This is a genomic window from Shimia sp. SK013, from assembly GCF_001292625.1.
Classification (GTDB): domain Bacteria; phylum Pseudomonadota; class Alphaproteobacteria; order Rhodobacterales; family Rhodobacteraceae; genus Shimia.
Map to the genome: position 1 here is coordinate 173,172 of NZ_LAJH01000009.1, position 23,237 is coordinate 196,408.

Sequence of the window (23,237 nt, forward strand, 5' to 3'; positions counted from 1 at the left end):
CTTGCTTAAAATATCCTGGGGTGGTGACAGCTTGCTGTCGCAGGGGCAAAGCCCCTTACTTTTTCAACGGCACGCCATAAAGCTCAAGCTTGTGGCCTTTGAGCGTGTAGCCGAGTTTGGCGGCGATCTTTTCCTGAAGTGCTTCGATGTCAGGATCCACAAACTCGATGACCTGACCGGAGTTGATGTCGATAAGGTGGTCGTGATGCTCGCGTTCCGCGTCCTCATAGCGCGCGCGGCCGTCGCCAAATTCCAGCTTGTCCAAGATCCCGGCCTCTTCAAACAGCTTTACCGTACGGTAAACCGTGGCCAGAGAAATGCCGCTGTCACGCGCCGACGCGCGGGCATAAAGCTCTTCGACATCCGGGTGATCTTTGCTCTCCTGAAGCACGGCTGCAATCGTGCGGCGCTGTTCTGTCATGCGCAGGCCCTTGGCCTCGCAACGTGAAATAATAGTGTCATTGTTGGCGCGCATGGAACAGTCCGGTCTTTGGTGTTTCTTTGTGTGTAGCCAATGCCGGTGCGCGATTCCACCGATTTTGACGCAAGGCGCATGCGATAGGTCACTTGACAGGCGCTGTCAAAGCGCTCATTGCGGCGCGATCAGGTCGCCACACGCGACCTCAACAGGCATTGGTGACGCGATTGGCGCAAGAGGCGGCAAGGTTACAAGTGCCACCAATACGCCGGAGATACCCTTGGCTGATTTCAAATCGCTTGGCTTGCCCAAGCAAGTGGTGACGCGTCTGGAAAAGATGGGCCTGACCACACCGACACCTATTCAAGAAGGCGCCATTCCTGTGGCGCTGGAAGGCCGCGATGTGATGGGGCTGGCACAGACCGGCACCGGCAAAACGCTCGCTTTTGGTCTGCCGCTGATCGCGCAGATGCTCAGCTATGACGAACGCCCGGCGCGCCGCACTGTCCGCGGTCTGGTTCTGGCGCCAACCCGTGAACTTGCCGGTCAGATCGCTGCCAGCCTGCGGGCGCAGGTCGAGGACACGCAGTTCAAAGTTGGGCTTGTGGTCGGTGGGGTTGGCATCAATCCCCAGATCGCACGGCTCGACAAAGGCACAGACATTCTGGTGGCGACACCGGGTCGTTTGATCGACCTGATGGAACGCAAAGCGATGGATCTGGGCAGCACAGATTTCCTCGTGCTTGATGAAGCTGACCAAATGTTGGATCTGGGCTTTATCCATGCGCTGCGTAAAATCGCGCAGTGGTTGCCGGAAAAACGCCAGACCATGCTGTTTTCCGCGACGATGCCAAAACAGATGTCCGAGATTGCCAACACCTATTTGGACGATCCGATCAAGGTGCAGGTCAACCCTCCCGGCAAGGCAGCAGACAAGATCGAGCAGTCGATCCACTTTATCGCCAAATCGGAGAAGACCGCATTGTTGATCGAGTTGCTGGGCAAGCACCGCGACGAGGCGGCGATTGTCTTTGGACGCACCAAACACGGTTCTGAGCGGTTGATGAAAGCGCTCGTGCGGGCCGGGTTCGAGGCCACCAGTGTGCATGGCAACAAGAGCCAAGGACAGCGTGAACGCGCGATCAAGGCTTTCCGCAGTGGAGAAATCAAAGTGCTTGTCGCCACGGATGTGGCAGCGCGCGGTTTGGACATTCCGCAGGTGCGTCACGTCTATAACTTTGATCTGCCCAATGTGCCGGAAAACTATGTGCACCGGATCGGCCGCACCGCGCGTGCCGGTATGGACGGGGCCGCGATTGCATTTTGCGCGCCCGATGAGGTGGATGAACTCAAAGCCATCCAGAAGGTGATGAAGATCGACATTCCCGTGGCCTCCGGTCGTCCTTGGGAAGGTGCCGAAATCAAGCCTGGAGTGAAGCCTTCGGGTGGACGTCGGCGTGGCGGCCCCGCACGCGGCAAAGGCGGCGGCGGAGGTGGTTCTGGCGGTGGTGCCGGTGGCGGCAATGCCGGTGGCGGACATCGTGGCGGCGGAAAACCGGGCGGACGTCCGGGCGGCAAACCTGGTGGCGGTCACCCCGGTGGCGGCAATTCCGGTGGTGGTAAGCCCGGTGGGAACCGTCGTGGCGGTCGGCGCGGCCCGTCCAAATAACACCCAGATCAGGTCAGTAGACCAAAGTTCCCTGCATTGTGCACACGGCGTGGCCAGAAATGGTCACAGCCGGCCCGTTTGTTGTGGCTTGGATGTGGCTTGGTCGTCCCATGTCTTCGCCCTGCAAGATGTCGAACGTGAGATCGGTGCCTTCCTTGTGGGCCAGCAGCGCTGCCAATGTCGCGCAGGCGCTGCCGGTCGCTGGATCCTCGGGGATGTTGTCGAGCGGTGCAAACATGCGCGCGTCGATGTGGTTGCCGTCTCGGACATAGACAAATTGCGCGAAATCCAGACCAGACGGGTAGGCCGCGTTGCCTTGGCGAAAGGCGGATACATCGGTTTCAAGAGCAGCGAGCGCTTCGCGGCTGTCGATTTCTGTGAAAGTAAAAGCAAGTCCGAGAGAGACCATGATCGGAGGATGACGGTCCGTTCGGATGTGTGTGGGCGCGACACCGAGTGCTTTGGCAACAACCGCCAGGTCGGGTTGGGCCAGGATTTCAAGATCAGCCGAGGTGGTGAAGGACGCCGCGCCCTTTTCGGCGTGGACACTGAGCGGGCCAACGCCGAGTTCAAACGTCATCTGCGGACCATGGCCAGCGCTTGCCAGCGCGACCGCAGTTCCGATCACAGGGTGCCCGGCAAAAGGGACCTCCATCGTAGGAGTGAAAATCCGGACATGCGCGGTGTTGTTTGTATCACTTGGCGGATAAACAAACGTTGTTTCAGAAAAATTGAACTCAGCCGCGATGCGTTGCAGATCCATTTCGGGCAAGTGAATTGCGTTAGGAATGACAGCTAACTGATTGCCACCAAAAGGTTGTTTCGTGAAAACATCGTAAACAGAGTAAGCGGTCATGGGGTGGGCTCCGGTGTTGGCGAGCGTCTGCTGAGATCCATCCAGATCGGCAGATGGTCTGACGCAACATGTGCTGGAATACGCTTGAGCACGCCGTGTTTGTCGGCCTTCAGATCAGTGGTCAGGGCAAAGCCATCCAAAGCCGCAACAGGCCGGGGCGACGGAAAACTGTGCCCTGTGTTCACAAAATCAAAGGCGGGCGTCACCGCATCCAGAGCGTGCTTTGGCCCCCATTCATTGAAGTCTCCGGCAATGAGTGTGGGCATGTCCGGCAGCCGCGCCAGCGCATGCACGATGGTGTTGAGCTGCATCAAACGGTAGCGGCGGATTAGACCGAGGTGAACACCAACGACACGTAAGGCGCCAAGCGGTGTCATGAGGTCGGCGAAGATGGCGCCGCGAGGTTCAAGGCCGGGCAGAGCGAGCTTGCTTGTGTCCAACACTTCGATGCCGTCACGCACCAGCATGGCGTTCCCGTGCCAGCCCAATGATCCTGTAGGCTGTCCAAAGTCAACGGCGGAGAACCCTTTATTTTCAATGAGATCAAAGGGGAGCGCAGTGGGGCGCGGGGGGATGCGTTTGTCGGCTTCTTGCAAAACAACCACGTCCGCACGCAATGCACGGATGACCACCATCGACCGGGCAGGGTGTCGACGCATGTCGACGCCAACACATTTTTGCAAGTTATAACTGGCGACGCGCATGAGCTGTCCTTAGGTGCCGCAAAAAGTTTGGTGGACGCGTTCGGTTTCCAAAGGCGGACGTGTGAGGTCAGAGAATTCGGCGGGATCGGAAAATGGCGTGGCGAGCGCCGCCATGAGACGCTCAAATGGTGCCATGTCGCCTTCGATGGCAGCGCCAATCATCTCTTCGATGCGATGATTGCGAGGAATTAATGCGGGATTTGTCGCGCGCATTGTTGCTTGTGGGTTCTGTGGTTCGGTCTGCAGGCGGTCACTCCAACGCCGTTCCCAAGCCGCGAAAGTATCGCGGTCCGCGATCTGATCCATCGCCGAACCTGCAGGCAAGGCTCTGAAAGTGTTCGTGAAATCCGCGCCGTCTTTGGTCATTAGGTCAAGCAGGTCGTCGATCAGAGTCTGATCCCCCTGGCGCACTTCTGTTAGGCCAATTTTTGCGGCAAAGAGCCGTGTCTGATGCGCCGCGATTTGGTTTGGCATGTCGTGCACAAGGGCCGAGAAAGATTGCACGGCGGCCTCTCCGTCCGGCATCAAAGGCACCAAAGTTGTCGCAAGTTGGGCCATATTCCAGACGATTATGCCTGGTTGGTTGTCATAGGCATACCGGCCGTGTCGGTCGATGGAGGAAAACACCTGCATCGGATTGTACGCATCCATAAAAGCGCACGGACCGTAATCAATGGTTTCACCTGAGATGGCACAATTGTCGGTGTTCATGACGCCGTGGATAAAGCCAACCGACATCCATCGCGCGATTAATTCAGCCTGCGCTGCTATGACAGAGGCGAGGAATTCTGTAACGGATTGCGCGTCCGGATAGTGGCGATTGATTGCGAAATTCACTAGAGTTTCAAGGCCTTCGACGTCTTTTCTCGCGTAAAGCGCTTGGAAGGTTCCGACACGTATGTGGCTAGACGCGACGCGGGTCATGACGCCGCCGGGCATTGGGCGCTCACGGAATACGTCCTCGCCTGTGGAAACGGCCGCCAGGGCGCGGGTCGTTGGAATGCCAAGCGCGTGCATCGCTTCTGACACAACATATTCGCGCAAAACCGGACCAAGCCAGCTTCGACCATCGCCACGCCGCGAGTAAGGTGTGGTGCCGGATCCCTTTAACTGTATGTCGTAACCGTTTGTTTCCCCAAGAAGAACAGCGCGACCATCCCCAAGTTGAGGGTTCCAGTTTCCAAACTGATGGCCGGAATACAGTTGCGCCAAAGGTTCGGCACCGTCGGGCACAGCAGAGCCGGAAAACACCTGAGCAAGTTGGGCGTCGTCGTCTGTTCCGGTGATGCCCAGAGATGCTGCTAGAGGCGCGTTAAAGGCCAACAACTTGGGTGCGCGCACTGGCGTCGGCGCCTGTTTGGCGAAGAAGCGGTCCGGCAGGCGGGCGTAGGTATTCTGAAATGGGATATTTAAGCTCATGCCCCTAAGATACGGGCGAAATCGGGAATTGCCAGAGCCACTGTGATCACGTCCCGGTCAGGACAGTTTGCGGGTCATTAGCATGTAACGCTCACGGGGCTTAAAACCAGCGCGTAGGTATAGTTTTTGCGCGTTCTCATCTGAACGATCGACTTCGAGATGAAGGGCACAAACATCAACGCTTTCCAGCGCTTTGGCCAAGCCGACCAGGGCTTCGGTGGCCATACCGCGGCCCCGCACTGGAGGTCGGATAAAGACTTCGTCAACGAAAGCATCCATTCCGCCGAATTCCACGGACCAGCCAAACGTGACAACGATATATCCAACCGGGGCGCGACGCGGGCCGAGCAAGTAGGCCGCACCATAAGGAGAGCCCTGCAAAAGCGGTAGGAGGCCTGCGCGGCGAGTGTCGTCGTCGGACTCGATCTGCATCTCAGCATGGAAGGCCTCAACAAGCGGGTCGAGCTTGGCGAAATCGGCTTCGTTCGCGAGATGCAGAGCGGTCGTCATAGGCGTGCAAGCCTTTCTGTTAGAAGGGAAAAGAAGCCATCGGCATCCAAGTCGCCGACGAAAAGTGCGTTGGGTGCGCGGTCGGTAACGCCCCACCAATCGGCAACGGTCATGCCAAGGGTGAGGTCGGATTGCGTTTCGATTTCGACATTTACGTGCCGGCCTTTGAAGAGCTCAGGCGCAATCAGATAGGCTGTGACGCAGGGATCGTGCAAGGGAGCGCCTGCGGATCCGTATTTCTCTTTGTCGAATCTCTCGAAGAAATCAGTCATTTCCGCGACTGCGATGCCCACACTTGTATCAATGGCGCGGAAGGCGTCGTTGCGGGGTTTGGTGACAAGCGTCTTGTGGGTCACATCTAGTGGCATAACCACGATCGGAACACCGGATTTGAAAACCACGTCGGCGGCTTCGGGGTCGACATAGATGTTGAATTCCGCCGCCGGGGTGATGTTGCCAACTTCAAAATAGGCGCCGCCCATCAGGACGATTTCTTGAACCTTTTCAACAATATCCGGCGCTTTGTTAAACGCGGTTGCAAGGTTGGTCAAAGGGCCTAGGGGACACAGGGTTACGGTCCCTGCATCCTCGTTGCGCAGGGTGTCGATGATGAAATCGACGGCGTGTTGATCCTGCAGAGGCATAGTCGGATCGGGCAATGTGGGGCCATCAAGGCCGGTCTTGCCGTGCACATGCTCGGCCGTGACCAGTTTGCGCGACAACGGTACGTCGCAGCCGGAATAGACTTTTGTTTCAGTTTTTCCGGCTAACTCGCAGATAATACGTGCATTTTTCTGTGTCAAAGCCAGCGGGACATTGCCAGCAACGGCGGTGATACCCAAGACGTCGATGTCTTCGGGGCTGGCGAGAGCAAGCAGGATCGCGACGGCGTCGTCTTGTCCGGGGTCGGTGTCGATGATGATCTTGCGCGGGCTCATGGGGGCCTCTCCTTGGTGCCTGTTGGTCGTTTGTGACGGCGCAGGGTGGCAAGGGCAAGCGGCGATGTCTAGCCATCAGGCGGGGTTTCGCGCAATTTATTTTATCAATCGGTCAGAAATATCGCGGATCGGCATCGCGTCGGTATTACGTCTGTATCGCGGAGGTGTGAAATTTTGGATCGACACAAAAAAGGCGGCCCCATGGGACCGCCTTTTACGGTGGTTGATCAGGCGGGCTTAGCCGTCGAAATCGACTTCTTCGGTGATCTTCAGCGCGTCCGAACGGTGACCCGCGAGCGTCATAAGGTTCACGTCATCGGCGGTGAATTCCCCCCAGCCTGTGACCAGAGCGTCTGCCTCGGTGCCCGGTGCAATCGGGTATTCGAAGTTGGCCTTGGCGTAGATTTCCTGTGCCGCAGGTGAGGTCAGGAATTCCATCATCTTGACGGCGTTTTCCTTGTTCGGAGCGGACTTGGTCAGAGCAACGCCGGAGATGTTGACGTGGGTGCCTTTGCCTTCGAATTCAGGGAAAACGATGCGCACGCTGTCGGCCCATGCTTTCTGTTCGTCGTCCGACAGCATTTTGCCCATGTAGTAGGTGTTGCCGATGGAGATGTCGCATTCGCCGGCCCAGATCGCTTTGACCTGAGCGCGGTCGTTGCCTTGGGGTTTGCGGGCGAGGTTGGCTTTCACGCCTTCAAGCCACGTTTTGGCGCCCTCGATGCCGTGGTGCTCGATCAAAGCAGAGGTGAGGGCAACGTTGTAGGCGTTGGTTCCGGAGCGGGTGCAAATGCGGCCAGCCCATTTGGGGTCTGCCAGATCTTCGTAGGTCGTGACTTCGCCGTCGGCCACGCGATCCTTGGAGGCGTAGACGATACGCGCGCGGGTGGTGAGGCCGAACCAGTGATTGTCAGGGTCACGGTATTGCGCGGGCACGTTGGCGGTGATGGTGTCGCTTTCCATCGGCTGGGTCAGACCAGCATTCACAACGGCCGCCAGACGCGAAATGTCGACGGTCAGGATCATGTCGGCAGGGGACCGTTTGCCTTCAGCTTGCAGACGTTCGACCATGCCTTTTTGCAGGTAGGCGACGTTCACTTTGATGCCGGTTTCGGCGGTGAACGCATCTGTCAGCGGTTTGATCAGCTCGGGCTGGCGATAGGAATAGATGTTGACCTCTTCGGCCATGGCGGGCGCGGCTACGCTGGCTGCGGCGGCAAAGAAGATCGACGTAGAAAGAATTTTGGTCATGTCACACTCACGGTGGATGTTTCGATGCAGGCTTTAAATCCGAGTTTTTTTATCAGGTCAATACCTGAATATTTTATTCAGGTATTTTCTTCACGTACGAAATGGCATGTGTCGCCTGTCTAAGTCTCTTGTTTTTCTTCGATTTTTACCTCGTCCCAAAGCGCGTCCATTTCCGCCAGATCGCTGTCTTCGGGGCGTTTTCCACGTTCCGCCAGTTTGGCCTCAACGCCTTCAAAGCGGCGGGTGAACTTGGCGTTGGTGGCGCGCAGGGCGGCCTCGGGTTCGATATTCAGGTGGCGCGCGAGATTGGCGATGACAAACAGCATGTCGCCGAATTCCTCTTCGACCTCGGTTTGAGTGAGCTTTTCGCGGGCCTCGGCCAGCTCACCAGCTTCTTCGACGATTTTGTCGACCACTTGCGAAATATCGGGCCAGTCAAAGCCCACCCGCGCGGCGCGCTTTTGCAGTTTTACCGCACGCAAAAGGGCGGGCAGGCCGAGGGCAACGCCATCCAGCGTCCCCGATTGTGCCTTGGAGGCACGTTCGGCGGCTTTGACGGTTTCCCAATCGCGGGTTTGTTGTTCGGCTGACTTGTCGCGATTTTCGTCGCCAAAGACATGCGGGTGGCGCGCGACCATTTTGTCCGACATGGTGTCGGCCACCTCATCGAAGGTGAAGAGCCCGCGTTCGGATGCCATTTGTGCGTGAAACACAGACTGGAACAGCAGATCGCCCAATTCGCCTTTGAGTTCGTCCCAGGCTTCGCGTTCGATGGCGTCGGCGACCTCGTAGGCCTCTTCGATCGTGTAGGGGGCAATGGTGCCGAAGTCTTGTTCTATGTCCCAAGGGCAGCCCGTTTCAGGATCGCGCAGGCGTCTCATGATCTCTAAAAGGCGCGGCATTCCGCCGTTGGGATTCAGGATTAAGGGGTCTTCGGCCATTGCAGAGGGCTCCGGTTTTTGATTTGGATGAGAGTGAACGAATATTCAGAGAGGTGTCCAGCCATGCCAGTTGTTAACCGTATTGCCGATTATGCAGACGAAATGAAGGGGTGGCGTCGGCATTTGCATGCGCATCCGGAGTTGGAGTTTGACTGCCATGAGACTGCGGCCTTTGTGGTGGCGCGTCTGAAAGAGTTTGGCGTGGACGAGATTCACGAAGGCATCGCCACGTCTGGTGTGGTGGCAATCATCAACGGTCAAGGCGATGGGCCAACGGTTGGATTGCGCGCGGACATGGATGCGTTGCCGATGGATGAGGTGTCAGGCGTGGAGTATGCCAGCGAAGTTGCGGGGCGCATGCATGCCTGCGGGCATGACGGGCACACAACGATGCTGTTGGGTGCGGCGAAGTATCTGGCGGAGACGCGCAAATTCTCGGGGCGCGTGGCGTTGATGTTCCAGCCTGCCGAAGAAGAAGGCGGCGGTGGCGAGGTCATGGTGCAGGAAGGCGTCTTGGACAAGTTTGACGTCAAAGAGGTGTATGCGTTGCACAATGTGCCGGGCATTCCGTTTGGCGAGTTTCACACCAAGCCCGGCCCGATCATGGCGGCGGTGGACACGTTCACAATCAACATTCAGGGCACCGGCGGTCATGGCGCTTACCCGCAGGACACGGTTGATCCGGTGGTCGCAGCCGTGGCGATGGTCAATGCGATCCAGACAATCGTGAGCCGCAACCACGACACACGCAACGAGGCCGTGGTGTCCGTGACGCAAATCCATGCGGGCTCGGTGAGCAATGTGATTCCCGATTTGGGCATGATCAACGGCACCATTCGCACCTTTGACAAAGACGTGCAGACGATGATTCATCGCCGTTTGAACGAGATTGTGACAGGGACCGCAGCAGCCTATGGGTTGAAAGCGGAGCTTGATCTGGATGTGAACTACCCGGCGACAGTGAACAGCGCGCAGCAGACAGCGTTTGCAGCCGATGTGGCCCGCGACATTGCGGGTGAGAGCGCGGTGAACGACGCACAGGATATGGAAATGGGCGCCGAGGATTTCTCCTACATGCTGGAAGCACGGCCGGGGTCGTATCTGTTCCTTGGTGCGGGTGAGGGTGCCGGGTTGCACAACCCTGCGTTTGATTTCAACGACGACGTTGCTCCGATTGGCGCGTCGTTCTTTGCGCGGTTGGTGGAAACGGCGCAACCGCTGAAATAACGTTCTGATTGCGGGCGGATATCGGAAAGGCCGCCCGCAATTTCATCTCGTGTTAACAAAACACTATGCAGCGGGACCTGTGGATGTTAGGCCGCGCGCCATTGTGCACAGAAAGTGTTTTTGATGCGGATGCGCCGGACGGACGTAATGACAAAGAAGGACAGGCTTTGTCAGAACGACTGCGGTAAGGTGCAGATGAGGGATGAAAAGAATGACTATTGTAATTGTGGTTTTGGTGCTGGGCTTTGGCCTATTGGCTTATGTACGGCTGGCACCAAGTGACACCGCACGTTGGCATGTGGCCAAAGACATCACCAAAAATAGCGACGGGCAGAACAGCGCGCGCCGGTTGGTGGATGCGGGGCCGGATGGTTTGGCAAAGCTGGCTGAGGTGGCTTTGCGCGACCCGCGCACCGCTGTGCTGGATGGATCTGTTGACGAGGGCATGATCACCTTTGTGTCGCGCACACGTATGGTGGGCTATCCCGATTTCACGACGGCTCGGATGCAGGGCGATCAGCTGGCGATTTTTGGTCGCTCACGATTTGGTCGCAAGGATTTCGGCGTCAATGCTGTACGTGTGGATCAGTGGATTGCGGCTTTGACCGCCGATTAAGCCGGAGCTGAGGCAGCCAGGCGAGACCTCGCGCCACATCGGCACGTTCAGCGACATCTGACATTGCGCCATAAACATGCGCCCATCTACTTGAAGGCAGATGGTTTCGCCGACCTCTATGCGTTGGCCTTTGCTATCTGTGCAGTAGCAATCAACAGGGACGCCGTTGATGAACCCGTCGGCAAAGACGGGGGCAGCAAAGGTGCAAAGGATCAGGGCCAAGCGTTTCATGAGAGTAGTTTACAACAAAGCGCGGGCTTGACCAAACCCGCGGATTGTCTCAGGTAGCGGCATGGTTCCTTTAGAACGACTTGAACAGATCACCCGGCGGTTCGAATTTCTTGAAGCGCAGATGGCTGAAGGCAGCGGCGATATTTCGGCGTTGGCCAAAGAATATGCCGAGATCAAACCGGTGGTTGAGCAGATAAGGGCTTATCGGCGGTTGCTGATCGACATTGATGACGCCGAAGAGATGCTTGGCGATCCGGATATGAAGGCGCTGGCCGAAGAAGAATTGCCGGAGCTGAAGGCTGCGTTGCCTGATGCAGAGCACGCGTTGCAGTTGACGCTTTTGCCGAAAGACGCGGCAGACGCGCGGCCTGCTATTCTTGAGATCCGACCTGGTACGGGGGGCGATGAGGCAGCTTTGTTCGCGGGTGATTTGCTGCGCATGTATCAGCGTTATTGCGAGACGCGCGGCTGGAAGCTGGAGATCCTAGAGGAAAACGCCACCGAGCTGGGCGGTATCAAAGAAGTTGTGGCGCATATCAAAGGCGAGAATGTTTTTGCGCGGATGAAATTTGAAAGCGGCGTGCATCGGGTGCAGCGCGTGCCATCCACCGAAAGTGGTGGGCGCATTCACACGTCGGCGGCCACGGTGGCGGTGTTGCCTGAGGCCGAAGACGTGGATGTGCAGATCGACGCGCAAGATATCCGGATTGATACAATGCGCGCGTCTGGATCCGGTGGGCAGCACGTGAACACCACGGATTCCGCTGTGCGCATCACCCACTTGCCGACCGGCATCATCGTAGTGAGCTCGGAAAAATCGCAACACCGCAACCGCGAGATTGCGATGCAGGTCCTGAAGACGCGTTTGTTTGATCTGGAGCGGCAGCGCATCAACGACGAGCGCGCAGCGGATCGGGCGGGGCAGGTTGGCTCTGGTGATCGGTCTGAACGCATCCGGACCTATAACTTTCCGCAAGGTCGGATGACGGATCACCGTATCAACCTGACGCTTTATAAGCTGGATCAGGTAATGGCAGGCGATCTGGATGAGATTATTGACGCGCTAACCGCCGATGCGCAGGCCACCGCGTTGGCGGAGATGGAGGCGTGAGCCTGACCATTTCCGACTTGGTGGCGCAGGTGGCAGGGTCTTTGACAACGGCGGGTATCGAGGGCGCACCTCGGGAAGCGCGGCTTCTGGTGGCGCATGTCACAGGTGTGCCGATGGCGCGATTGACGTTGGAAATGGGGCAGGCGGCCTCGTCTGAGCATCAGGAAAAGTTGTTGCCGCTGGTGGCGCGGCGGGCCGCTCGGGAGCCGTTGTCGCATCTTTTGGGACGGCGGGCGTTTTATGCCCATGACTTCAAAGTCACCGGGGACACTTTGGACCCGCGTCCTGAGACGGAGACATTGGTGGCGGTGGCATTAAGAACACCGTTCAAGCGTGTATTGGATCTGGGGACTGGATCGGGGGCGATTGCGATTTCATTGTTGGCCGCGCGGCTTGATGCGCAAGGCGTGGCGTCGGATGTTTCCGAAGCTGCCTTGGAGGTAGCCCGAGAAAACGCCGAGACCATTGGCGTGGCGGATCGGCTGGAGTTTGTCCGGAGTGATTGGTTTTCCGGGGTCACGGGCGAGTTTGACCTGATCGTGTCCAACCCGCCCTATATCGCGTTGGACGAGATGGCCGAATTGGCGCCGGAACTGGCGTTTGAACCGCGTATTGCGTTGACCGATGAGGGCGACGGGTTGGCGGCATACCGTGAGATCAGCGCAGGCGCGATGGCGCATCTATTTGATGGCGGGCGGCTGATGGTGGAAATCGGCTGGAAGCAGGGACCTGCCGTGGCAGCTTTGTTTGCTAAGGCGGGGTTGCAGGATGTGGAGATTTTGAATGATTTGGACGGAAGAAACCGCGTTGTTTGTGGCGTAAATCGCCGTTGATTGTGGCTTTGCCGCCAGTTTTTTTGATTTCGCGTGAATTAGATGCATAAAAAGCCTTGTCTCCTGCGCGTTGGCGTTCTACGAATATCGCGTCTGATCGGTGGATGCCCATAACGGGCGGTCCCGGTGGACACCAAGCCAGAAATCGTCGCAACCGGAATTCAGAGCGCAAGAGGCGCAAAACGGGTTAGCGACCGCAATTGACCAAGTCTGGATTGCAAAGAATATGAGATCTTCCAAGTCCCGTTCGCGGAACAAAGGCAACCGCAACAACCGTCCCTCCGGCAATATCGTCAACCGTGTGTTTGACAGTTCCGGCCCCGAGGGCAAGGTGCGCGGCACCCCGCAGCAAGTTATCGACAAATACAACCAATTGGCGCGCGACAGCCAATTGGGCAATGACCGTGTGGCCACTGAAAACTTTCAGCAGCACGCGGAGCATTACCAACGCATGCTCAACGAGGCACAGCGCGAGCAGGATTCGCGCCGTGAAGAGCAAGAACGCCAGAACCGCGAGCGTCAGCAAGACCGCGATCGTGAACGGCGTGAGCGGATGGAACGCCAAGAGCGTGAAGGCAACAATGGTGGCGACAAAGCCGCACCCGCACCTGCGCACTCTCCTGCACCTTCACCAGTGTCGGCGGATCCTTCGGAATCCGATCAACCTGATGTGATTGGTGATGTGGCGGACAGCGGTTTGGTGGAAACGCCCGAGACCGCCCCCGAGGCGCCAAAGCCGAAGAAGCCACCACGCAAACGCAGCCCGCGTAAAAAGCCGGTTGAGGCCGATGCGGCGCCTGTTGAGGCGCAGGCCCCCAGCGAGGATAGCTCTGCGGCAGAGTGATCTGAGTGCTTGGAGAGATTTTGAGAAACCCCGCGGCGCAGGCTGCGGGTTTTTTTATTTGGCAGGCGCATTCTAAGGCGAATCTCGGCTAAGCGCGGAGCGATCTATGACAAATAGGTTCGGGGCAGACGTATTAGAGATAGCGTTGCCCATCCCCAAAAAAACAGGATGAGTTGGGCTTCCGGGTCCCAAAACATCATGATGACATCTGAGGCACAATCCAGAGAAATTAGCCAGATAGCGAATGCTGCACTCAGAGAAGCAAACGTGAAGAAGACAAATTCGAGCGTGCTTGGCGCTGATCGTACACGTGCAAGCCTTGATACAAGGGGAACAACAAAGGTTATGAGTAGTAAGAACTCCACGCTGGCATCGCTTCCTGAACTCAATAATTCACGACAGCGGGTAATGCGCGTGTCGGCCATCTTTGATAGCCAATATGGAAAGTCGTCGGGGAAAAATCCGATCACAGACAAGAGTGTCAATTGGACACAATAGACGCCGTTCAAGATCTTTACATGAAGATGCATGTCTCAGTCTTTTTCAAACATCCGTGCCAAAGCGCAGAATTGTTCCAAACCGACTTGCTCAGCCCGGTCTGTGGGTTTGATGCCTGCAGCGATCAGGCGGTCTTCGATGTCGGGAGCTTGTCCCTTGAGAGAGCCGCGCAGCATTTTGCGGCGCTGGTTGAAGGCCGCGGCCACGATGCGAGATAGGATCGCGGGATCGGCCGGATAGCGCGGTTCGGGCAGGGCGGTCAGATGCACCACGGCGGAATGCACTTTTGGCGGTGGTGAAAACGCTTCGGGCGGCAGCGACATGACGATTGTTGCGTCCGCCCGCCATTGCGCCAGCAGGGCAAGACGTCCGTAGGCTTTGGAACCGGGGGTGGCGATGATGCGTTCCGCCACTTCGCGTTGGAACATCAAGGTCAGGCTTTGCCAGTAAGGCGGCCATTCTTTTGGGGTGAGCCAGCGCACCAGAAGCTCGGTACCGACGTTATAGGGCAGGTTGGCCGCAACGCGGATCGGCGGGGTCAAATGGCTCAGCGGATCAATTTCAAGCGCGTCGCCATTGATGACCTCAAGCTGACCCGGATAGGCGTCGGCAATTTCGGCCAGCGCGGGCATGCAGCGCTCGTCTTTTTCAATCGCCAGCACCTTGCGTGCACCTTCGGCCAGAAGCCCGCGCGTCAGCCCGCCGGGGCCGGGGCCGATTTCAAGGATGTCGCAATCCGACAGCTCTCCGGCGCGGCGGGCGATCTTGGCCGTCAGGTTGAGATCCAACAGGAAGTTCTGGCCCAGAGATTTGCGCGCAGACAGGCCGTGGGTGGTGATCACCTCACGCAGGGGGGGAAGATCGTCGATGGCGCTCATGTCGGGGCCTTTGGGTTTTGGCGGCTGCGCCGCGTTTCTGTGCCTCCGGCGGGGATATTTCGGGCAAGAGGAAGCGTCAAGCGGCGCAGGCCATCCTCCAGGCCATGCGCAGGGCTTCGATGGTGCTTGTGGGATTGGCGATGCCTTGGCCTGCAATGTCGAACGCGGTGCCGTGATCGGGCGAAGTTCGGATGAACGGCAGACCGAGCGTGACGTTCACGCCACGGTCGAAATCCAGCGTTTTGATCGGGATGAGCGCCTGATCGTGGTAGGCGCAGATCGCCGCGTCATAGCGCGCGCGGGCGGCTGCGTGAAACATGGTGTCGGCGGGCAAGGGGCCGGTGAGGTCATAACCTTCGGCCTGCAATTCTTGGATGACTGGCGCAATGATGCGGGCGTCCTCATGCCCCATCGCGCCGCCTTCGCCCGCATGGGGGTTGAGGCCGGCAATTGCGAGGCGGGGATTGGAAATGCCAAATTGGGTGCGCAGCCCTTCGGCGGTGATGCGAATTGTATCGCGCAAAACGTCAGGGGTCAGTGCGTCCGGCACCTCGGCCAACGGGATGTGAATTGTGGCTGGCACCACCCGCAACTGATCGGAGGCCAGCATCATGACGACGTGATCGACCCCACCAAGATGGGCGAGAAATTCGGTGTGGCCGGGATAAGGGAAATCGGCCCCGTCCTTGAGGGCTTTTTTGTGAATAGGCAGTGTGCAGATCGCGCTCGCAGCGCAGGACATTGCAAGGTCGGTGCCATGGCGGATAGCAGTGATGATGTGCTTGGCGTGAGCCGCGTCAGGCACCCCCGGCATTCGAGCTGTACCAAAGTCCTGTGCCAGCACGGGCAGCGCTGAGGGCATGACGTCAGCGGCCTCGCCAGGCGACGTGACAATCCGATGCGGCACCGTGCCGGGCAGATGCGACGGATCGCCAATCAGGAAAAAGCGCATATCCCCTTTGAGGGCGTCCCACGCTTTTTCGATGATATCCAGACCAATGCCTGCGGGTTCTCCGCAGCTAATTGCGATGGGTGCGGTCATTTTTCGACGATGCGGGCCTCTGCGCGCAGCTGGCTGAGAAAGCTTTCGGCGTAGTTTTCAAGCCGCTGATTGCGCAGCGCGTTGGCCACATTTTCGCGTGAAAGCTCTTCGCCAAGTTCCGCGGTACGGCCGCAAAGCATCAGCATAATAAGCGATTGCCCGTTGGCTGTTGTCAAAGAGGTGGAGATCTCATGATCGTCCATCTTTGCCAATTCGAGCGCGATGTCGCGGGGCACTTCGCCCAGTGCCAGCGAGTCCCGGGTCAGCAGCTCGGCCGGTTGATCTTTGTTGATGCCGTAAAGGTCGTCGCAGCGGTCAACACGGCCCGCAATTTCGGTGGCCTTGGCCAGATTTTCAGGGGTGCGACCGCCGGGCAGGTAGTACATGGCATAGTCGATCGCGGAATATCGCGGCGCAGGTCGGTCGGATTCTTCGACGCGCCGCATCTGAAACAGGGCCACCGCGTTTGGCAGTTGAACCGGAGCGGTGACTTCGCCCGGCGACAAGGCCGCGATCAGGGGGCGCAACTGCGGAGGCAGTTTGGTGACCGACATCCATTCAATGCGACCACCGTTGTCTTTGGTCGGCGCACCAGAATACGCGCGCGCCGCATTTTCGAAGTCGTCAAACGAGCGAATATCAGACAGCTGACCCGCGAGCGACATGACCTGAGCCTCATTTTGAGGGGTCATCGGAATCACAATCTCGCTGAGCAAGACACGAATGCCGCCAGCACCGGTGTTGGAGGCCACTGCGCGGTCAATTTCTTCTTCGGTGATTTGAACGCTGCCGCCAAAACGGGTCTGTACGTATCCGCGCCAAGTAATTCCGGAGATGATGAAGTCACGCATGGTTTCTTCGTTGACGCCTTCGCCGGCGAGGGCTTTGAGCATGTCATCGGGTTCCATGTTCACGCGTTGCGCAAACTCGGCAATGCCCGCCTGAATGCCTTCTTCTGATGCCTGAATGCCAAAAACCCCAGCCGCCTGAAGCTTCAGGCGATCATCTATCAACTGCTCCCTTGCTTCGCTAATCGTGTCGCCAGGGGAGTTCATGATCACCAGAAGACGCGCGCGTTGATCAATTTCATAAGATGTGATGACCCCGTCGTTCACAGTGATCGCCGGGGAAAACGCGCCCTGAGCCAGAGCCGGGGCCGTAAGTCCGAGAACAGCGTAGGCTGCCACAGCGGTGGAAAGTGCGAAGCGTTTGATAAGGCACGATGTCATATCGTTGGGTCTTTCCTGTTTGATCATCCGCAGGTGCGGTCGTAGCTTTTGTCTTGGGCGCGTACCGAGAACCCGAGCAGGGCAACGGAGAAGCCGATTTTCGTGTCCGACTGAACGGTAGAGGATGTTGAAAACTTGCGCGAGAGAGAAAGTTCAAGTTTGAGGCACTCATTGCGGTATTCCAGCCCTACGCCGGCCTCGGCAGTGCGTCCTGCACCTGCATCAAAGCGCCAGTCAAGCAGGCCTGTCCAGTGGCGGCTCAGGCGGTAGCTGCTGTCCAATGCCCATTCTGACAGAACTTCGCTGCGGTCTTCAGCGGCGTCCTCGTCGAGCCAGATAAAGCTCGCGTCCAGCCACAGGCGTTGGTTGGTCCACCCTAGGCGGGCAGCCGCCTTGGACAGGCTCCCGTCAGTCCCAAGAAGGGTGCGTCCGGCGACGGACAACCCCGCAGGGTTCTGAAAATTGCCGGCCAGCAAGAAATCCGACGTTGCGCCAGACAGGCCGGAACTGTTGGTGAAATCCGGATCTGAGGTGTCACGGTAGATCTGACCGATGGTAAAATTGGCGCGCCAGTCTTCTTTGGCGATGCGGGACCAGTTCAGACCCACGGCCGTGCGAACCCCACGTTCGCGTCGGTCATAGGAGGAAAACCGTGACAGCGACAACAAGTTGCCCTCGTCAAATTCGGTGCGCGTGCTTTCGTCATTGGCCACGTCCAAATCGTCGCCGCCTGTCCATGCTATTTGGGCAATAGGTTCAACCAGATAGGTCGCGCCGTCGGCTCCGATCTTGCTCATTGGATAGCGGAAGTCTGCGGCAATCGTGGGCGTCAGTGCATAATCATAGTTGGCATGTGTCGAGTCGTTGTAGGTCCGGAAGGCGTCAAAGGCGAGTTCCCCGGACACGGCGGTGCGCAATCCACTGTCCAGCGTCCAGTTGCGCCGCCAGAGCATGTCGGCATTGGCGCGCAGCACGTCCCGTCCTGTTACATCGGTCTTGGCTTCGCGAAAGTGACCGTGAAACTGGGCTGTGGTCCTAAGCTCGCCGCCGATGGACGTCGGGAAGTAGCGGCGTTCGGTTTCAGCGACCGTTACGATGGTTGGCAGGAACCTGTTGTCTTCGCCGTCCCGCAGGGATTGAAAGTGCAGCAAAGCAAAGCGGGTGTTTTCATCGCGGTTGGAGCGGCGCACGGTGATATCACTGTTGAGACGGTCGTCGTCGGAAAAATCGTAGTCGTTGAGGTAACTGTCGTCAGATGTGGCCTTGAGATCGAAGCTGAGCGTGAAATCTTTCGGAAGACCAAACCGCCCTTTGGCGAAGAGATAGCTGCGTGTGTCGTTGGGTTTCACCTCGTCGTCGCTGACAGCGCCTTCCAAGGTAATCCGCCCCTTTTTGAACGCCTGCCGAAAGCGGAATTCCAAAGTTTTGGATTTGCTTGAAATATATGGGGTCAGCGTAAGGTCTTTGGACTGCCCAATCGGGATGAAGTACGGCATTTTTAAGCCATAGCCCAATAGGGACGTAGAATGGGCCGTGGGAATTAGAAAGCCGCGAGCGCGGTCTAGTGTGGGATCGGGCATACGCAAATGGGGAAAGTAGAACACCGGCACATCACGCACACGAAGGCTGGCGTGATTGAAATAGACCTGGCGTTCTTCTTCGTCATGCACAATCCGCCGTGCTCTTATCTCCCACAGCGGCGGCTTACCGGTCTCGCAGACCCGACAAGACGACACTGTGGATTTGGTTAGAACGTTGTAGCGGTCCTCAACCCTGTTGATTTGGGTCGCGGCCAATTGTGTGCGTTGGCTGAGAACCAACCGGGCGCTGCGCAAAAGGCCATTGCGCAAATCTTTGTCGAGTTCGGCGTCTTCGGCAAGGATAACAATATCCTCGCCCTGATAGATGCGGATCGGACCTTTGACCAAGATGCGATCTGTTTCGGAGTCATAGATGATCTCGGAGGCGAGCATGCGAATATCATCGCCCAATGCCTCGACATTGCCGCGTGCGATGAGCTGTTTGTCCCCGGTGATGTACACACTGTCCGCAACCAAAACCATGTTTTGAGGGGCTTCGATGACTGGCGTCGGAATCAATTGCGCCGTCGCAGGCACAGCTATGCTTGTTGCCATCAGAACAAGCGCCAGCAAGCGGAGCCGTTGGCGTGAGGAATTGTGGCAGCGGGCAGCAGTCTTCATCCGTCTTCCATATGCAAAAGTATGCCTGAGGCCAACAAAATGCTTGCAACAGGTGGCGCCCAGGCTGCGAGCAGAACCGGGATTTGGCCATTTTCGCCAAGTATTTGCGCGAAATTACGTACGAAATAGAGGCTGAAACCGATCAGGATTGTCACGAGTACCGCAGTGCCTGTGTTGCCAAAACGAGTGTGACGCATCGTAAAGGCCGAGGCGATCATCACCATCGCAACCAAAAACAGCGGCTGGGCCAATTCCATGTGCAGCCAGACAAGATGTCGGCGCGCAGAAAATCCGGAGATTTGCAATTCGGTGATGAACTTTGGCAAATCCCAGATCGAGATTGCCGACGGGTTGCCAAACCGGTCGCGGATACGATCTGGAGTTAAACTGCTTTCCAGAATCAAAAGGTCGTGGGTGATGGCGTTGGCCTCGGCGTTTAGACCGGGTTCTAGCGGCCATTCTTTGGCCGCAGTCAGTTCCCAAGCGCCGTCTATTAGCTTGGCGGACAAGGCTTCTATGCGGCGCACCGGACCAATGCCCGGCGTGTAAGCCACGATTGAGACGTTTTGAAAAAGCGTGGCGTCTGCGTTGGTGCGGGCGGCGTGAATCACGGCTTGTCCATCGGCGCTGCCTTGGCGCATCCAGATGCCTTCGCCATCAAGCGAGAGCGCGCTGCGACCGCTGGCCAGGAGTTTTTCAGATTTGGTTCCGTATAAGGCGGATGTGGCGGCCACGATGGGATTAAGTGAGCCAATGGCCACAAGGCCCAGCAAAAGCGCAACAATTATCGGCGAGATGACAGAAACGATTGCAGATCGGCCCGAGGCGCGGACCACCACCAGTTCGGAGGTGCGCGACAGGTTGATAAACAGCGTAACCGTCGCGAGGATCACGATGAGGGGCAGCAGCTCATATATGCCTTCCGGAGCGCGCAGGAGCGTGAGCTGAAGCACGGTGTCAAAACCAACTTTTTCGACATCGAACCTGCGCAACTGCTCCATGAGGTCGACCAGAGAGATCAACGTAAAAAGCCCGATTGTTATGCCCATCAGAATCCAAAGGAATTTGCGCGCGAAATAGAAATGGACGGTCATGCCGGCACCTTCTTGATACGGAAAGGGCCAGAAATCATACGCAAAATACCCACTGAAAGTACGGTGCCCAACAAAGTAGGCAGATAGATCAGCGGCCAGAGAGTCGCGTCTTTGCGTATGGGATCCACCACCGCCGCTTTCACCGCCTCCAACAGTATCAGGATGGTGAAGGCAATCAGAATTTGCCGCCACATGCCAAACCTGGAAAACCCGCCCATCAGCAAAACCGCAAATGAGATCACTGCAAAGACAATGCAGGCCGACGCCTGCGCGAACCTTGCATGAGCCTCGTAAGCCACTTGACCCGGAGATCGGCCGGTGCGCTGCATCACCGCGTCGGCATTGGCCAACAAGTCATAGGTGCTGAGGTAATTGATGTCTTTGGATCGCGTTTCGGAGGCATTCGTCAGTGCGCTGATATCATACGAAAAATCAGCAAAATCAGTGGTTAGAAGCCGGTCGCTGGACGTGGTGTGTTGCTGTGCAAGACCGTTGACCATTACCAGCTTGGCGCCCGAGTCATCGTTGACCAGATAAGCCTCGGCAGCGGTGTATGTGGTGGTGTGTTCCGGCGATCTGCTGTCAGACAGGAACACGTCGCGCAACACGCCATCGGAGGAGATTTCCCGGATATAGAAGGTCATACCGGGCGTGGGATGCAGAAAGGTGCCTTCGGTGAGCAGCCGCGCCGCCACGTTTTCGGTTATCTCCTGTTGGCGCTTGGAGAGCTCCGTCAGGCTGGCGGGCTCCAGAAAATGCGTGAGCACGCTCATCATGAAGCTCACCGCCACGCCAAACACCAGCACTGGCTTAGTGAGTCGCCATGGGCTGAAGCCAGTTGCTTGCATCACAGTGAGTTCGCTTTCGGTCGAAAGCCGATTGGTTACATAGACCGTCGCCAAAAATACCGCCACCGGCAGAACGGAGCGGATGACATTGGGCAGGCTGAGCACTGTGAGGCTTAGAAATACCGATACATTCTGACCGCTTGCGATCAGAGCGTCGAACAAGCCGACCGCATTATTGACCCAGTAGACCGACACCAGAACCAGTGCAAAAAAGCCAAACAGAGTCAGGAGCTGGGACAGGATATATCTGTCAAATCTGCTCACCGCTCAGAATCCCCCCAGTATTTTTTCCCAAGTGTTTTGGCAGACATTAATGGAAATGATGGGCGCTTAAAACTGATATCTGGTCAAGGTGAAGATGTCGCGTTAGGCATGAGCAGTAGCTGATTTCTATATGGAGAGTGTTGTGGTCGAAGTTCTGAAGTTCACTTTTGTCGAAACCGTGCTGGATGAGATTGCCAAAGCCGAAGGCCGTGTCGCGCTGTTGGTGCCCATTGAAGGCAATCTTGGACAAGAGGCGCGGCGCGTGAACCGGTTGACCAAGGGCGCAGTCGAGCGGATGCAGCTCGCCAAAGCAGACACTGCCAAAGTGGGCGATGTGGTCAGCTTGGCATGGCCTGCAGGTATGGCTGCGGAAGCTGTGGACATTGTGTTCTTGCCGCGTCAGTGCTCGATTGAAGACGCCCGCAAAGCTGGGGCGGCGGTGGCCAAAAAACGTGGCACGGCGGCATTGCTTGCGGCGCTTGGTAATCACCCCAAGGCGGCGGAGATTGTGGCCGGGTTGGCATTGCGTGACTATGGTTTTGACCAGCACAAAACAGCAGACCCGGCGGACGACGCGCGCGAAGTTACTGTAATGGCGTCCAAGCCAGCGGAGGTGGAATCAGCCGCAGCACCGCGTTTGGCGGTGGCAGAAGGCGTGTTTTTTACCCGCGACTTGGTGAACGAGCCGGCCAACGTATTGACCACAACCGAGTTCGCCGATCGGCTGGTGGCGTTGAAGTCTTATGGCGTGGATGTCGAAGTTCTTGAGGAAGACAAGTTGGAAGAACTTGGCATGGGGGCATTGCTGTCCGTGGGTCAGGGATCTGTTAGCCCGTCCAAAGTTGTCGTGATGCAATGGAACGGCGCAGAAGACCGGAGCGCGCCGTTGGCTCTGGTGGGCAAAGGCGTGGTGTTTGACACAGGCGGAATTTCCCTAAAACCGGCAGGCGGCATGGAAGACATGACAATGGACATGGGCGGCGCGGGCGTTGTGGCTGGAGCCATGAAAGCGCTGGCATTGCGCAAAGCCAAGGCCAATGTGGTCGGGCTGATCGGATTGGTCGAAAACATGCCGTCCGGCAATGCGACCCGGCCGGGCGATGTTGTGACATCCATGAAGGGCGACACAATTGAGGTGATCAACACCGACGCCGAAGGACGTTTGGTGCTGTGTGACGTGATGCATTACGCGCAGGAGCGGTTCAGCCCGGCAGCAATGGTGGATCTGGCCACTTTGACCGGCGCGATCATCATCGGGTTGGGCCATGACAATGCGGGTGTGTTTTCCAACGATGACGCATTTTGCAACGGGTTTCTGAAAGCGGCTGCGGCTGAGGGCGAAGGTGCCTGGCGGATGCCGTTGGGCAAATCGTATGCCGACCAGCTCAAGAGCCGGATTGCCGACGTCAAAAACGTCGGCGGGCGGCCCGCCGGGTCGGTCACCGCAGCGGAATTCCTGAACCGTTTTGTCGGTGAAGATATGCCGTGGATCCACTTGGACATCGCGGGCGTGGCAAGTGTGAAAGGCGACACAGCGATGGCGCCGAAGGGTGCGACTGGCTGGGGCGTGATGGCGCTGAGCCGGTTGGTGGCCGACAAGTTCGAGGTCTAAATC

23 protein-coding genes are annotated in these 23,237 nt (G+C 57.6%); 7 read left to right on the top strand and 16 right to left on the bottom strand.

Translation table 11 applies throughout. The annotated features are described in order from the left end of the window. Positions 1-55: 55 nt before the first annotated feature. On the bottom strand, positions 56-475 hold the full coding sequence (locus SHIM_RS03300) for a Fur family transcriptional regulator (protein WP_054001199.1): 420 nt from the start codon (positions 473-475) through the stop codon (positions 56-58). A 223-nt stretch (positions 476-698) separates the two neighbouring features. Between SHIM_RS03300 and SHIM_RS03305 the strand changes: the two genes are divergently transcribed. Beyond that, positions 699-2,087, top strand: a complete 1,389-nt coding sequence (locus SHIM_RS03305) for a DEAD/DEAH box helicase (protein ID WP_054001952.1) — start codon at positions 699-701, stop codon at positions 2,085-2,087. 13 nt (positions 2,088-2,100) lie between these two features. On the opposite strand, the gene SHIM_RS03310 is transcribed toward SHIM_RS03305, so the two are convergent. The 7 genes from SHIM_RS03310 to mazG form a co-directional block, all read right to left on the bottom strand. After that, positions 2,101-2,943, bottom strand: coding sequence for a PhzF family phenazine biosynthesis protein (locus tag SHIM_RS03310; RefSeq protein WP_054001200.1), 843 nt, complete (start codon positions 2,941-2,943; stop codon positions 2,101-2,103). Next, positions 2,940-3,647 (bottom strand): endonuclease/exonuclease/phosphatase family protein, encoded by a 708-nt coding sequence (locus SHIM_RS03315; protein WP_054001201.1) that lies wholly within the window; start codon positions 3,645-3,647, stop codon positions 2,940-2,942. The genes SHIM_RS03310 and SHIM_RS03315 overlap by 4 nt, the downstream gene beginning before the upstream one ends. Before the next feature lie 9 nt (positions 3,648-3,656). Then, positions 3,657-5,066 carry a protein adenylyltransferase SelO gene (locus SHIM_RS03320; protein WP_054001202.1) on the bottom strand — a complete coding sequence of 470 codons (1,410 nt, stop codon included), beginning with the start codon at positions 5,064-5,066 and terminating at the stop codon, positions 3,657-3,659. Positions 5,067-5,123: 57 nt separating this feature from the next. After that, positions 5,124-5,576: a GNAT family N-acetyltransferase gene (locus tag SHIM_RS03325; RefSeq protein ID WP_054001203.1), complete on the bottom strand. Its 453-nt coding sequence runs from the start codon at positions 5,574-5,576 to the stop codon at positions 5,124-5,126. Beyond that, complete coding sequence (locus tag SHIM_RS03330) at positions 5,573-6,514, bottom strand: nucleoside hydrolase (RefSeq protein WP_054001204.1); 942 nt, start codon at positions 6,512-6,514, stop codon at positions 5,573-5,575. The genes SHIM_RS03325 and SHIM_RS03330 overlap by 4 nt, the downstream gene beginning before the upstream one ends. A 237-nt stretch (positions 6,515-6,751) precedes the next feature. Further along, positions 6,752-7,765, bottom strand: coding sequence for a Fe(3+) ABC transporter substrate-binding protein (locus SHIM_RS03340; RefSeq protein WP_054001206.1), 1,014 nt, complete (start codon positions 7,763-7,765; stop codon positions 6,752-6,754). Between the two features lie 119 nt (positions 7,766-7,884). Beyond that, complete coding sequence (mazG, locus tag SHIM_RS03345) at positions 7,885-8,706, bottom strand: nucleoside triphosphate pyrophosphohydrolase (RefSeq protein WP_054001207.1); 822 nt, start codon at positions 8,704-8,706, stop codon at positions 7,885-7,887. Between the two features lie 63 nt (positions 8,707-8,769). Between mazG and SHIM_RS03350 the strand changes: the two genes are divergently transcribed. Then, positions 8,770-9,933 (top strand): M20 aminoacylase family protein, encoded by a 1,164-nt coding sequence (locus SHIM_RS03350; RefSeq protein WP_054001208.1) that lies wholly within the window; start codon positions 8,770-8,772, stop codon positions 9,931-9,933. A gap of 211 nt (positions 9,934-10,144) precedes the next feature. Then, the gene (locus SHIM_RS03355) at positions 10,145-10,549 is read left to right on the top strand and encodes a DUF1499 domain-containing protein (protein WP_241488779.1); all 405 of its coding nucleotides are present in this window, start codon (positions 10,145-10,147) and stop codon (positions 10,547-10,549) included. On the opposite strand, the gene SHIM_RS19905 is transcribed toward SHIM_RS03355, so the two are convergent. Further along, entirely contained in the window at positions 10,472-10,780 is a 309-nt protein-coding gene (locus SHIM_RS19905) for a hypothetical protein (RefSeq protein ID WP_082358267.1), read from the bottom strand. The two genes, SHIM_RS03355 and SHIM_RS19905, sit on opposite strands and share 78 nt — an antisense overlap. Before the next feature lie 61 nt (positions 10,781-10,841). On the opposite strand from SHIM_RS19905, the gene prfA reads away from it, so the two are divergent. The 3 genes from prfA (at position 10,842) to SHIM_RS03375 (ending at position 13,568) form a co-directional block, all read left to right on the top strand. Then, complete coding sequence (prfA, locus tag SHIM_RS03365) at positions 10,842-11,891, top strand: peptide chain release factor 1 (protein WP_054001211.1); 1,050 nt, start codon at positions 10,842-10,844, stop codon at positions 11,889-11,891. Next, positions 11,888-12,724 (top strand): peptide chain release factor N(5)-glutamine methyltransferase, encoded by an 837-nt coding sequence (gene prmC, locus SHIM_RS03370; RefSeq protein WP_342585505.1) that lies wholly within the window; start codon positions 11,888-11,890, stop codon positions 12,722-12,724. The genes prfA and prmC overlap by 4 nt, the downstream gene beginning before the upstream one ends. 226 nt (positions 12,725-12,950) lie before the next feature. After that, the gene (locus SHIM_RS03375; RefSeq protein ID WP_054001212.1) at positions 12,951-13,568 is read left to right on the top strand and encodes a DUF4167 domain-containing protein; all 618 of its coding nucleotides are present in this window, start codon (positions 12,951-12,953) and stop codon (positions 13,566-13,568) included. 104 nt (positions 13,569-13,672) lie between these two features. Here the strand turns inward: SHIM_RS03375 and SHIM_RS03380 are convergent, their stop codons facing one another. From SHIM_RS03380 to lptF, 7 genes are all read right to left on the bottom strand, one after another. Continuing rightward, the gene (locus SHIM_RS03380; protein WP_054001213.1) at positions 13,673-14,098 is read right to left on the bottom strand and encodes a hypothetical protein; all 426 of its coding nucleotides are present in this window, start codon (positions 14,096-14,098) and stop codon (positions 13,673-13,675) included. Positions 14,099-14,101: 3 nt separating this feature from the next. After that, positions 14,102-14,944 (bottom strand): 16S rRNA (adenine(1518)-N(6)/adenine(1519)-N(6))-dimethyltransferase RsmA, encoded by an 843-nt coding sequence (rsmA, locus tag SHIM_RS03385; RefSeq protein WP_054001214.1) that lies wholly within the window; start codon positions 14,942-14,944, stop codon positions 14,102-14,104. A 76-nt stretch (positions 14,945-15,020) separates the two neighbouring features. After that, positions 15,021-15,986, bottom strand: coding sequence for a 4-hydroxythreonine-4-phosphate dehydrogenase PdxA (gene pdxA, locus SHIM_RS03390; protein ID WP_054001215.1), 966 nt, complete (start codon positions 15,984-15,986; stop codon positions 15,021-15,023). Next, a complete protein-coding gene (locus tag SHIM_RS03395) occupies positions 15,983-17,215 on the bottom strand; it encodes a peptidylprolyl isomerase (RefSeq protein ID WP_054001954.1) in 1,233 nt (410 codons plus the stop codon). Before SHIM_RS03395 ends, pdxA begins: the two co-directional genes overlap by 4 nt. Before the next feature lie 23 nt (positions 17,216-17,238). Beyond that, a complete protein-coding gene (locus SHIM_RS03400) occupies positions 17,239-19,416 on the bottom strand; it encodes an LPS-assembly protein LptD (RefSeq protein ID WP_054001216.1) in 2,178 nt (725 codons plus the stop codon). Further along, positions 19,413-20,510, bottom strand: a complete 1,098-nt coding sequence (lptG, locus tag SHIM_RS03405) for an LPS export ABC transporter permease LptG (RefSeq protein ID WP_054001217.1) — start codon at positions 20,508-20,510, stop codon at positions 19,413-19,415. The genes SHIM_RS03400 and lptG overlap by 4 nt, the downstream gene beginning before the upstream one ends. Then, positions 20,507-21,622: an LPS export ABC transporter permease LptF gene (gene lptF, locus SHIM_RS03410; protein ID WP_054001218.1), complete on the bottom strand. Its 1,116-nt coding sequence runs from the start codon at positions 21,620-21,622 to the stop codon at positions 20,507-20,509. The genes lptG and lptF overlap by 4 nt, the downstream gene beginning before the upstream one ends. A 142-nt stretch (positions 21,623-21,764) precedes the next feature. Between lptF and SHIM_RS03415 the strand changes: the two genes are divergently transcribed. Next, entirely contained in the window at positions 21,765-23,234 is a 1,470-nt protein-coding gene (locus SHIM_RS03415; protein WP_446740593.1) for a leucyl aminopeptidase, read from the top strand. Positions 23,235-23,237 lie beyond the last annotated feature (3 nt).